At 70.8% G+C, this 11,636-nt stretch carries 10 protein-coding genes; 2 read left to right on the forward strand and 8 right to left on the reverse strand.

Annotated features, from left to right (window positions below; translation table 11 throughout):
- The first annotated feature begins 208 nt into the window (after window positions 1-208).
- Complete coding sequence (locus OP18_RS62820) at window positions 209-679, forward strand: Imm1 family immunity protein (RefSeq protein ID WP_369335527.1); 471 nt, start codon at window positions 209-211, stop codon at window positions 677-679.
- Between the two features lie 65 nt (window positions 680-744).
- On the opposite strand, the gene OP18_RS49725 is transcribed toward OP18_RS62820, so the two are convergent.
- Window positions 745-2,325, reverse strand: coding sequence for an ISL3 family transposase (locus OP18_RS49725; RefSeq protein ID WP_033367665.1), 1,581 nt, complete (start codon window positions 2,323-2,325; stop codon window positions 745-747).
- 185 nt (window positions 2,326-2,510) lie between these two features.
- On the reverse strand, window positions 2,511-3,122 hold the full coding sequence (locus OP18_RS49730; protein WP_033367667.1) for a hypothetical protein: 612 nt from the start codon (window positions 3,120-3,122) through the stop codon (window positions 2,511-2,513).
- Window positions 3,123-3,306: 184 nt separating this feature from the next.
- Between OP18_RS49730 and OP18_RS49735 the strand changes: the two genes are divergently transcribed.
- A complete protein-coding gene (locus tag OP18_RS49735; RefSeq protein WP_033367669.1) occupies window positions 3,307-4,158 on the forward strand; it encodes a hypothetical protein in 852 nt (283 codons plus the stop codon).
- Window positions 4,159-4,386: 228 nt separating this feature from the next.
- Here OP18_RS49735 and OP18_RS49740 read toward each other — a convergent pair whose 3' ends face one another.
- The 6 genes from OP18_RS49740 to OP18_RS56600 form a co-directional block, all read right to left on the reverse strand.
- Window positions 4,387-5,031: a response regulator gene (locus OP18_RS49740; RefSeq protein WP_211273923.1), complete on the reverse strand. Its 645-nt coding sequence runs from the start codon at window positions 5,029-5,031 to the stop codon at window positions 4,387-4,389.
- Window positions 5,028-7,001 (reverse strand): sensor histidine kinase, encoded by a 1,974-nt coding sequence (locus OP18_RS49745; protein ID WP_052388556.1) that lies wholly within the window; start codon window positions 6,999-7,001, stop codon window positions 5,028-5,030. Before OP18_RS49745 ends, OP18_RS49740 begins: the two co-directional genes overlap by 4 nt.
- 18 nt (window positions 7,002-7,019) lie before the next feature.
- The gene (locus OP18_RS49750) at window positions 7,020-7,688 is read right to left on the reverse strand and encodes a hypothetical protein (RefSeq protein WP_156090357.1); all 669 of its coding nucleotides are present in this window, start codon (window positions 7,686-7,688) and stop codon (window positions 7,020-7,022) included.
- A 287-nt stretch (window positions 7,689-7,975) separates the two neighbouring features.
- Window positions 7,976-9,142, reverse strand: a complete 1,167-nt coding sequence (locus OP18_RS49755; RefSeq protein ID WP_211273924.1) for an aminoglycoside phosphotransferase family protein — start codon at window positions 9,140-9,142, stop codon at window positions 7,976-7,978.
- A 121-nt stretch (window positions 9,143-9,263) separates the two neighbouring features.
- Window positions 9,264-10,562, reverse strand: coding sequence for an acyltransferase family protein (locus OP18_RS49760; RefSeq protein WP_081971825.1), 1,299 nt, complete (start codon window positions 10,560-10,562; stop codon window positions 9,264-9,266).
- A 56-nt stretch (window positions 10,563-10,618) separates the two neighbouring features.
- Window positions 10,619-11,512 carry an IS5 family transposase gene (locus tag OP18_RS56600; RefSeq protein WP_081971826.1) on the reverse strand — a complete coding sequence of 298 codons (894 nt, stop codon included), beginning with the start codon at window positions 11,510-11,512 and terminating at the stop codon, window positions 10,619-10,621.
- Window positions 11,513-11,636: the final 124 nt, after the last annotated feature.

Genomic DNA, 11,636 nt, shown 5'->3' on the forward strand with positions numbered 1-11,636 from the left:
GGACCTGCCACCAGCCGCGTTTGAGACACTGCACCAAGCCCGCCTCACCGAGGCAGGCCCCCAACCCGTTTAGCCGCTACCAAACCCGGGGCGGTTCACGTCGCCGGGTGGGTCCGAAACTCACGGACAATGGTCAAGGGAAACCGGCTCGCCTGGGCCTGGAAGTTGCGCACATCTGGGCCCCGTTCTCGGTTCTGGCGCAAACTGCGTGATTGATCTTGGTTGGCTCGCGGGGCGTTCCGTAGGCTTGCGAGTCTGTGCTCGCTATTTCCCGGGAGAAGGCTTGCGCGCGAAGATCACGTGGAGGAGTGGCGAAGCTGGCGTTGTCGTCACTTGCGATGACGAGCTTCGGCAAGCATTAGCGGACGTGGAGCGGGACGCAGCACGTGAGCCTCTGATCGCTGAGGTGACTCTTGACGGAGGCGACTCGCTTTCCATCGGTTTGGGCCGCGAGGTCTCGGTCTTGAGCTACGTGGCGGCATCCGGGAATCCGCCGTACTTCAGCAGCCAGGGATCCTCGCGAGTGCGAGACGGCAAGGGCGTGGTCTTCTACTACTACGGACACTGGTCGGAGTTTCCTGCGTCCGCTGCGGTGCCGATCGAGGACGCTGTTCAAGCAGTCCGCTACTTTTGCCGGTATGGCGGACTGTCACCACAGTTGCAGTGGGTTGAGGTGTAGGTCCGTCCGCCCAACTGGCCGATATCCAGCGACCCGGCGGCTTCCGTGTTGCGCGGCAATGCTTGCTACGTCAGAAGGACTCGCTTTCGGAGCAGGTCGAAGCCGGCGCGGCCGTACATTTGCCGTTTGAGCATCTTGATGCGGTTGACGTTACCTTCGACCGGTCCGGAGCTGAAGGGCAGGGTGAGGCCGGCGGTCACGGCGTCGAGGTCTGCGGTCAGGCCGGTGGCGAACTTCGTGATGCCAGGCAAGGCCGCTGCTTCGGCTGCGGCGATCCAGGCGGTGAGCTGCTGACCGCGCAGGTGAGTGAGCATGTCGGCGAACGACCGCACCAGCTCGGCGGCGGCACGCAGCTCCGGACATCGCTCGAGGATCGCCTGGAGTTGTTCGGTGTCGCGGTCGGCCAGGTCGTCGGGTCGCCGGCAGATCCACCCGGCCACCTGCCGCACCGAGGGCGGGCGGCGCGGCGACGTCAGGTCGGGTTTGCCGCGGTACTGCTCGACGAACTTGCGCAGGATCGCGTAGCTGCCGGCGAAGCCCTGAGCGCGGATCTCACGCTGCAACGTGGTGGCCTTGAGGCAGCCCTCGTTGATGCGTCGGCTCAGGTAGGGCTTGAACGGGTCGACGAGACTCGGCCGGACCTTCTGACCGACCATCATCTCCTGCCACGTTGCGGCGTGGGCGTATCGCGACACGGTGTGGTGACTCCAGCCCAGATGCCGGGCGATCTGCCGGAACCCGGCGCCTTGCGCCAGCAGTTCATGCACGAGGGCGTGGTGGGCACGGCGGCGTTCGGCCATCGCCCCGGTGGGCTCGGCTACCGCAGCAGGGCTGGGCTGCTCGGCAGAAGCTTCGTCGGGCTCGTCGGGCTCGTCGGGCTCGTCGAGGCAGGACTTGTGCTGAGCCGTGCAGCGTTCCACCGCGGCGGCCAGGTTCTGCCACAGGTGGAACCGATCAGCGACCTGGACGGCTTCTGGCGCGCCGGTGCGTCCGGCCTCCGCATACGCGCTGGCCCGGTCCCGGCAGATCACCCGAGGCGCCGGATGCTGCTGCAGCCACGCGGTCAACGGGCCCGCGTCGCGGCCGGGCAGCAGGTCGACAACCCGGTGGGTCTCGCAGTCGATCAGCACGGTGCCGTAGTGATGGCCCCGCCTGACCGCGAAGTCATCGACCCCCAGCACCGCGACTTCACCGACCGGCGGATCCGGCAAGGCTCGGACCAGCCGGAGCAGGCGGTGACGGCTGGCCGGCATGCCCAACGCTGCAGCCAGCCGCGCGCCGGCCCGGCCAGCCAGCGCGAGCCCGACCGCGGTCAGCATCCGCCGCAGCCCCTCACTGACCCGCGACCACCGCCGAGTCAGCCCATCAACCTGTTCGGCGAATGTCATCACCGGGCACGCCGCGTTCTCGCAGAAGAACCGGCGCACCCACAACACAATCCGCATAGGCCGGCCAGCAACCGGAGCATCCGCCAACGTCCGGCGATACCGCGAATGCACCCGAGACGACAGCACCGCACACGCCCGGCAAACGGCCTGACGGCTGCGGACCCGAGCCACGATGACCAACTCGAAGTCGGCGTCCACGACCTCGTCGATCTCGATGCCGTTCAGATGAGGAAGTAGCTGTCCGACGGCATCGCGCACCCGGACAACGAATCATCGTCCAACATCCATCACACAGTTCGCACCAGAGCCCCGTTCTCACGAACGAAGCCACCAGGAGGGCTTGAATGACGCTCCGTAGGTGATGCGCAGGCCCGGTCTGACTGGGCGCGCACCGAACCGCCGATGGGAGTGCAGTCCCATCGCGGCGTCGACGAGCAGTTCCTTCACGGGCAGAGGTGCGTCAGATCGTCCTCGCACAGCCCGAACTGGTCCTCGATCGCCAGGCTGGCGGGGTTGAAGGACGTGCGGTAGACGACACCGTCGTTGGTATGCACCTCGATCGTGCTGCTGCCGGCGAATGCGATCCGGACGATGTCGAGCTGGTCGCTTTCGTTTTCGTGGAAGGTGTACCCGACGACGGCCAAGGGGTGTGGCGCTTCCCGGCTGAGCAATCCGGCGCGCGACCGCAGATGGAATTCGTCGTAGTAGACATCGGAGTCGTAGTGGGAGGTGTAGCGGATCGCGACGACGATCCAGTGCCCGTCAGGCGAGCGGGCGGTGATGTCGACCGACCTGGGTTGCCATTCCTCGGCGAGGTACGTGCCCTTGACGAACCCGGCGCACCCCACCGGCAGGACGAGCGCCAGCAACACCGACGCCGTCACCGTCCTGCGCAGGCCGGGCGCCGCGGCCAGCACGACCACCGCCGCCAGCAGCACGAGCGCGGCGAGCGCCACCGTGATCGTGGGTCCGAGCTCGGCCAGCGGTCTGAGCGACAGGTACCGGCGCGGATTCCAGTGCACGTACACCACGGCGGCTGCCGCCAGCACGGTCACCGCGACGAGGGAGTACGCCAGCCGTCGCCGCCACCGCGGCTGCCTGGTCGATGCAGTAGGCACCGGCACATGTTCCTTCCCGCGTTCGCCCGTTTCAAGCTGAGCCACCCGCCGGTGAGCGACCGGCAGACGTTGCAGCGCTTCGCTGAACGCCAGGACCTGGCGCGCTCAATATCATCAGGGCATGGTCTTCAATGGGCAGCTGTCCGACCTGCCGGGGCATCTCGACGGGCTCAGGGATGAAGGCGCGTTCGACCAGGCGTTGGGGAGGCTGCGGGACGCGCTGTTCGTGCAGGGGACCGTCGCGCCCGCCGCGGAGTCTGTCGCGCCGGCACTGGTGGCGGCGGCCGTCGAGCTGCCCGGTGAGCGGCGCGACCGCGTCATCGAGCTGCTGTGGGAGATGCTCACCGGTGGCGGCTATCTCGGCGCCGCCGCCCAGGACAGTCCGATCCGGCCGGCCGTCACCGCCCAGCGGGAGCACTGGCGGGCGCTGGCTGAGGCCGGTAACCCGTGGGCAGCGCGGCTGCTGTCGGCCGCCGGCGGCGACACCTTCGCATCGGCCCAGCGGGCCACCGGCCTGGTCCAGGCCGAGCTGACCCTGGGCCTGTCGATCTGGCCGCCGACTGAGGCGGCGGTGGGCTGGCTGCACGGGCAGCTCGAAGCCACGGACCGGCGGCAGCGGTTCTGTGCCGCGCTCGCGCTGGCCCGGCTCGGTGACCCGGCCGGCGCCGCGATCCTCACCGACGTGCCCGAGGGGTGCAAGGAGTCGTTCTGGATCGGGTACGACCCCAGGGGTGAGGCGCGGGCGGCGCTCGCCCGCCTCGGGGCGGTACCGATGCCCGAGGAGTTCGCGAAGATCCCCGCCGTCAGCGCGATCGGGCTGGCCGCCGCGCTGCTCGACGCGCAGGGCCCGACGCCCGAGGTCCTGCGCGCGTTCGCCGCCCATGAACGGATCTGGGGGTACCTCAACTTCACCGAGCTGCTGGAGCGGCACGGCCGACCAGCGCACCGAACGCCACCACCGGCGCCGCGTTGACGGCGACGGTCAGGGCGGCGCCGGCGGCGATGCGTGGTGACAGGTCCGTGAGCCAGGGATGTCCGGGTGCGCGCGGGGGAGGAGATCGGCCGAGGTCTCGCGCTGCGCTGACGTCATGTGCGGGACGGCCCCGTCGAAGAAAGCAGGCCAGGACGCCCCGCAGCCGCAACCAGGAGGTTCGTCCAGCGACGGAGCCGATAACCGCGTACATGATGATGACGCCGGCCGCTACGTGTTGCCGAGACCGGCCCGGCGGGCTTTCACGATCACCTCGGCGCGGTCCGTCGCGTGCAGCTTGGCGAAGATGTTGGACACGTTGTTGCGGACCGTCTTCTCGCTCAGCGCCAGGGCCTCCGCGATCGCCGGGTTTGACCGGCCGGCCGCGATGAGGTCGAGGATGTCGCGCTCCCGGGACGACAGCGACGGGAACGGGTGGCTGCGTGTGCGGGTATTCGGCTGCAGGAAGGTCGCAATCTTCGCGGCGACGACCGGACCGAACAGCGCCTCCCCCGCGGCGACAGCGACGATCGCGCGGATGATCTCGTCGGGCGCCGCGCCCTTGAGGACGTATCCGCGGGCCCCGGCCCGCAGGGCGGCGAAGATGGACGTGTCGTCCTCGAGCATGGTGAGCATGAGCACGCCGACCCGGGGCCATTCGGCGACGATCCGGCGCGTGGCCTCCACGCCGCTGGTGCCCGGCATACGAATGTCCATGAGGACGACGTCGGGCCCATGCTCCCGGCAGCGTACGACGGCCTCGTCGCCGTCGGCGGCTTCGGCGACGAGCTCCAGGTCGTCGCTGTCGTGCACGAGGTTACGCAGCCCGGAACGGAACACGGGATGGTCGTCGACGACCAGGACCCGAATAGTCACAGCACCTCCAGGGGCAGCGCGACGCGGACCACGGTGCCGCGCGGGGTGCGCGGCTCGATGACACAGGTGCCGCCGAGCTCGACGGCGCGCTCCCGCATGGACGTGATGCCCACGCCGGCACGGTATCCGGCGGGCATCCCGCGGCCGTTGTCGGCGATCTCGATGCGCAGCATCCCGTCGACGCTGACGCGGACGGTGGTCTGCCGGGCGCCCGCGTGCCGGACGGTGTTCGTCATGGCCTCCAGGGCGATGCGGTACGCGGCGACCTCGACCGCGGCCGGCAGCACCGGCTCGCGGTCGGGGCCCTCGACGTCGATCGCGCCGAGGGCGCTGGCGTGCTCGGTGAGCGCGCCGACCAGCCCGAGCTCGTCGAGCGCCGGCGGCCGGAGGCCGTAGACGAGGCGACGCACGTCGGCGACCGCCGCCTGGGTCTGGCCGGTCAGCGTGTCGAGCTGCTGCGCGGCGGCCGCCGGATCGGAGTCGACGCGGCGCCGGGCCCGCTGCAGACCGAGCACGACGCTGGCAAGGGCCGGCCCGAGGCCGTCGTGCAGATCCCGGCGTAGCCGGCGGCGCTCCTCCTCGGCCGCGGCCACGACCCGCTCCCGTGAGCGGCGCAGGTCGCCAGTGAGCGCGACAGCGTGGCCCGCGGCGGCGACCTGGCCCAGGATGCCGGCCAGCAGCCGGCGCTCGGTCGCGGTGAACTCGCCGTCGCGCGGCTCGGCGACCAGGTCTCCGATCGTCTCCCCGGCGAAGACGAGCGGAAACTCCTCCGCGCCGCGGCTGCGGGCGGTCCCGTCGGCGGCCACGACGGTCCCGGCGAGGCGGATCGCCACGTAGGGCAGGCGCAGGGCGGCCCGGACCGTCGCGGCGACGCTGGGCAGGACATCGTCGGCGGCGGCGGCGACCTCGAGCCGGCGGCCCAGCCGGACCAGCGCGCCGTAGGGATCGTCCTGGTACCCGTACACCAGCCGGTTCGCGGCCCGCTGGAGCACGTCACGCAACGGCAGCGCCACCAACAGCGCGACGGCGACGGCCACCGCGGCGCCGATCTGCTGCGACACGACGGCGCGGACCACGGAGGCGACCGCGAGGTACACGACGACGACGAACGTGCTCAGCGCCGCGTAGACGAGCGCCTGATTGACCACCCGCCGGCCGTCGAACAGCCCGTAACGCCGGATCGCGGTCCACGCGGCGGCGGCCAAGGTCAGCATGCCGGCGAGCTGGAACGGCAGCGCGCCGACCTCCGCCCCGCCCGCGCCGAGCACGATGACGATGCAGGCCCACCAGGAGCCGGCCACGAGCCAGGCCGCCGGCGCGACGCGCCGCAGCGCCCGGGCGCGGGCCGGGTCGAGCTCCCGGCGGGCCCGGCCGTGCAAGGACCAGGCGCCGAGCGTCGCCAGCGGCGCCACGAGCAGGATCGTGCCGACGAGCCCGTCCGCGACGGCGCCCCAGCGGCCAGGCAGCGCCGTGGGGTTGGGCTGGTCGGGATAGTCGAGCATGCCGGGCGCGAAGAGCAGCCCGACCAGCAGCGCGAGCTCCTGCGCGAGGGTGAGGACGACGACCGGCCACCAGCGCCGCGACGGCGGGCGGCCGTCGGGGAACAGCAGCAGCCCGGCGGTGGACGGCAGGCCGAGCGCGAACACCCACGGCCAGCCGTCCCACCAGCCGGCCCACCCGGCCGGCCCTCCCGCGTTCGTCGCAGCCTCGGCGATCAGGTAACCGGAGGCGGCGACGGGAAAGCCGATGCCGCTGGCCAGCAGCAGCCAGCCGACGCCGTTGCGCCGTTCGGCGCGGACCATCGCCGCGCCGACCAGCGGTACCGACAAATAGGCGACCGCGGCGAGGGACATGACCACCGACCACGGCGTGACCGGGTGGAGCACGGCGACGATCACGCAGGTCGCGGCCGCCGCGCCGGCGGCGCCGACCGCGACCTGCGTGAGCCAGTCGACCCAGCGGCTTGTCATGACGATCGGATTGTCCCGCTAGACCGCGGCCGGTGTCATCACCGCCGCGGCCGTCGCCGGCGGCCGGACCAGCCGGACCGCGCAGGCGGCGAACCCGGCGAACTGCACCACATACGCGGCGACGGCGAGCGCCTCCAGCCCGCTGGCCTCGCCGGCCACCGTCAGCAACGGCCCGGCGGCGACCGCGACGCCCGCCCAGACCGGCACGGTCCGCGCGCGGACCAGCGCGATGCCCAACAGCAGCAGTCCGACCGTGGTACCGAGCACCCCGGCCACGACCATGAGATTGAACAGCGGCGCGGCCTGCAGGGCGTCGATGAGGGCGACGGCGCCATCGCGGTCATCGGCACGGGCGGCGAGCAGCATGAGCAGGTCAGCGGCGAGCAGGTAGCCGACGCCGAGCGCACCGCCGAACGTCAGCGCCACGCCGGTCGCCGCCAGCCGAGACGTCCGGGCCTGGGCGAGGTGGCCGAGGTACAGGGCCGCCGGGATGATGAGCAGAATCGGTACGTCGAGCCAGACCGACGCCTGCATGCGCGCCCCGTGCGCAGCCGCGGCGGCGACCTGCTCGCCGGCGGAGCCGCCGGACAGGTGGGCGGGTGCGACGACGAACTGCGCGAGCTGCCCGAGCCCGGCGCCGAGCAACGCGACGATCCCGGCGAGCACGCGCCATCTCGAAGCGGTCATGGATCCCCCTCCAACGTGGTCCGGGCCGCGGGTTCGCGACCCGGCTCCAGCATCGGCGCGGCGCATTCCCGCAACCAGAGACCGCCGTCCCGCGCCCCCGGGACGGCCCGGGCCGACGGTTCTTCCACGCGACAGGCCCCGTTGAGCCCAGGCCCGGGATCGGGTGGACGCGAAGCAGCCACCGAGCGAGCGCGTTGCCGGTAGGGCCAGGTGATGCGTGGGCCCCGGGTGCTGACTGGGCGCTCACTGTACTGCCGAGTGGCGTGCGTGCGGCGCAGCCACCGTTGTCAGGGCCCGGCCTGGGTGCGGATGCTTGCCAGCGCGTGGCGGATCGCGGCGGCTGGATCGCCGAGGTGGTAGACGCGTTCGTCGGGTTCGATGTTGTCGAGGAACTCCTGGTATCGCACGGCGTATGCCAGATGGGCGAGCGGTTCGGCGATCCGCAGGGCCTCGGCCGGACGTGACCGGGGCGCCGCGGCGGTCCAGGTCGCGATCCAGGTGTCGGCCGCCGTGCGGCGCCGGTCTGCCGGCAGGTAGTCGATGGCGCGCAGTACGTCGAGGACCGGGTTGCCCAGGTGCGCGTCGGCGAAGTCGAGAATCACCGGCTGGCCGTCGCCGCAGCGCCAGTTGCCGGGGTGGAAGTCGCCGTGCACCACGGTGTCAGGCAGGCCGCAGCCGGCCAGTATGTCCCACCGCCACTGCAGGTTTCTCGTGGCACGGAGTTCCTCCGTGCTCAGCTCAGCGCCGACCGGGCCGTCGAGCAGCTCTTGGACGGCGGCGGCCAAGCGCTCCGGGCGCCGGTCCGGGATACCGTGCGGTGGCTTGTCGATGCGGGCCTGCGCGACAGCCAGGCGACGCACAGCGGCAGCCACGACGTGCGGGGGCGCGTCCCAGCAGTCCCTGCCGGGAACGTCGGCGAGCAGCAGGCGACCCGGCGCACCGGCCAGGACGGTCGGCACCAGGTCCGGATCGACCTGGGCGATCGCGGCGATCGCGGCCGGCTCGGCGGCGGCGAAGGGAGGAATGGCCTTGAGCCAGACCGGGCCATCGGCGGTCGGCAGGCGGAACAACCCTGCCAGGTTCCAGGTCTTGCGCTGTGCAGGCCGCCCGGTGAGATCGACGTACCGGGATGCCCACTGGAAGAGTTCCCGGATGCCCGAGGCTCGCGCCCAGGGCAGCCGGAGCGGTTGCTCGTCGTTGACGAACTCGCAGGCGGTCAGGTCGCCGGGTGCCTGCAGGGCCTCCACGTGGTAGGTGACATGGCCGTCGCGTCCCCCGTCGGACCCTTCGACGGTGAGCAGCCGCAGGACGACGACCGGCACACCCAGCGTCTCCTCCAGATGCGTCACGACCGGCTCGACCTCGGCCCACCACGGGATGTCCACGCCGAACGGCCCGACCACCCCGGCGCACGCGCTTCCAAACGTCACCAGCGCGGTCACCGTACGTCCCATCCCGCCAGTGTGCCGACTCTTCCTCGACGGCGAGCATCAGGCCACCTCGGGTGAGGCAGGTCATCGCTGGTTCAGCGTCCTCCGGTGTCAGCTCCGTGCCCTCCGGCCGGAGCTGCCCGGCTCAGGAGGGGGGCGGTGGCGCGCCGGTTGCCAGGACCGCGTCGTCGCCCGGGGTGTGCGAAGCCGGCTCGGGGGACGGTTCGGCATGGGACGACGCGACGGGCGCCGGTTCCGGGAGGTGGACCTCCGGCGGAAGCTCCTCGCCGGCCGTACGGGTGCGAATGAACGAGGGGTTCCAGTCCTTGAGTCTCAGGGCCGGCCTCTCGATCAGGTGCCACGAGGCCATCGCGACCGCCACCGTCACCACGATGGTCACGGTCAGGTACGCCAGCAGGCCGAACTTCGTCAGGCCGTAGACGGCCAGGGTCTGTTGCACCACGAAGGCGTAGATGTAGATGCCGTACGAGTAGTCGTTGTCGCGGCCGATCCGGCGGAACAGCGCGGGCAGCCGGATGCCCAGCCACAGCAGGAGGTAGACGTACGCGAGCAGGGCGGGACCGAGGTTCGGCCAGTGCTGCTGGATCGCGATGAGGACCACGATCAGGCTGAGCCAGCCGAGGACGTCGTTGACCGGGATGTGGTCGCGGTACAGGTCCGCGACCGCACCGAGCAGGAACGCGGTCATGAGCAGGTGGAAGTACCACGTGTGGAACACGCCGCCGATCGGGATCGTGAACGTACCGTCGCTCGTGGTCATCAGGTCGGGCAGGGGGCCGAACTCGCTCGGCGAGTACACGAAGTCGAAGGCGATGATCGCCATGCCCAGCGCCGCCATGACGACGACGAGGAGGCGGGCCCGACGCAGCACGCCGATCACGGCGAGCAGGCCGACCAGGAGGTAGCAGACCAGTTCGTACTTCAGGGTCCAGACGGAGCCGTTCAACGCCGTGTTGGGACGGCCGGACAGGACGTCGCCGATCGAGAACTGCACCAGGTCGGCGGAGCTGTTGCGGACGAGGTAGCCGAGGGGGCCGGGGGTCGTCGACCAGTAGCCGCCCAGGCTGCCATGGCGGTGCAGCCACAACAGGGGAGCGACGACACCGGCCGTGACGAGCAGGCAGACCCAGTAGGCGGGGAAGATCCGGAGCAGGCGGTGCCACCAGAAGCGGGGCAGCGACGTGCGCCGGCCGCTGCGGGTGATCAGGAAACCGGACAATGCGAAGAAACCGGCGATCGCCAGTCCGCCGAGGTCGACCGGGATGTCGAGCGGGTTGCCGTAGGCGCCGTAGCCGAGAATTCTGGCGTGCCCGACGAGCACCGCGAGGGCGAACACCAGCCGCAGGAAGTTGAACGCATTGTCACGTCCCGAGTACGCATCGGCCAGCGTGCCGTGAGAACGCACCGGAAGCTTCAGTTGCATCGGCGGATGCTAGCAGCGCCCACGCGGGGGTACTAAGGCCTGTTTGGTAAGTCGGGTCAGAGCCACTCGTTGATTGCGGTGATGGTGACGGTGGCCTGGTATCGCACGGCGAGCTTGTCGTACCGGGTGGCCATGCCGCGGTTGCGTTTGAGCTGGTTGATACCGCACTCGACGGCGTGACGCTGTTTGTAGAGCTCGGGGTCGAAGGCCGGTGGACGGCCGCCCTTCGACCCGAGCTTGCGCCGGTTCGCCGCATGGTCGGCCTTGATCGGGATCGTCGTCCGGATTCCGTGCCGGCGCAGGTAGGCCCGGTTGCCTTTGCCCGCGTACGCCTTGTCGGCCAGGACCCGATCCGGGCGGGTCCGCGGCCGGCCAGGACCGAGACCGGGCACCCGGATGCGTTCCAGCACCGGCACGAACTGCGGACTGTCGCCACGATGCCCGGCAGTCAGCAACAGCGACAACGCCTTACGGCCCTGCTCACACGCCAAATGAACCTTCGTGGTCCGCCCACCCCGCGACCTGCCGAGGGCGTGATCGTCCGGTTCGGTGTCCACTCCGCCCGGTGGCTCCTTCTGCACACCGCCGTCCAGGCGGGCGCCAGCCGCATGCTGATGCGCCCGGACACTGGTCGAATCAACGCTGACGTCCCAGCGGACCCGACCCGCAGCGTTGGCACGGGCCTGCAACGCGGTCAGGACAAGCGGCCAGGTCCCGTCACGCTGCCACCGCCGGAACAACCAGTACACCGTCTGCCACGGCCCATAACAGGCAGGCACATCACGCCACGGCGAGCCCACCCGGATCCGCCACCGGATCCCGTCGATCAACTGCCGCCTACTCCACTTCAGCGGCCTGCCCTGCACCGACACCGCAGGCAGCAACGGCGCAAGCGCCGCCCACTGCGCGTCGGTCAGGTCATGCCGCCTCGTCACCGGTAAGGTGTCCACGAGGTCTCCGGAACTTGGTGCGTCTTGGTCGATACACCAGATACCGGAGACCTCACTCGTTATCGATCACCGCCACACCGACACACGGTCAGCGATCGACAACCACTTACCAAACACGCCTTAG

Source organism: Dactylosporangium aurantiacum, from assembly GCF_000716715.1.
GTDB lineage: Bacteria > Actinomycetota > Actinomycetes > Mycobacteriales > Micromonosporaceae > Dactylosporangium > Dactylosporangium aurantiacum.

Bases quoted from the DNA above. Each gene is read 5' to 3' on its own strand.
- OP18_RS49735 (WP_033367669.1), top strand. From the start codon at position 3,307: ATGGTCTTCAATGGGCAGCTGTCCGACCTGCCGGGGCATCTCGACGGG.
- OP18_RS49745 (WP_052388556.1), bottom strand. From the start codon at position 7,001: ATGACAAGCCGCTGGGTCGACTGGCTCACGCAGGTCGCGGTCGGCGCC.
- OP18_RS49750 (WP_156090357.1), bottom strand. From the start codon at position 7,688: ATGACCGCTTCGAGATGGCGCGTGCTCGCCGGGATCGTCGCGTTGCTC.
- OP18_RS49755 (WP_211273924.1), bottom strand. From the start codon at position 9,142: ATGGGACGTACGGTGACCGCGCTGGTGACGTTTGGAAGCGCGTGCGCC.
- OP18_RS49760 (WP_081971825.1), bottom strand. From the start codon at position 10,562: ATGCAACTGAAGCTTCCGGTGCGTTCTCACGGCACGCTGGCCGATGCG.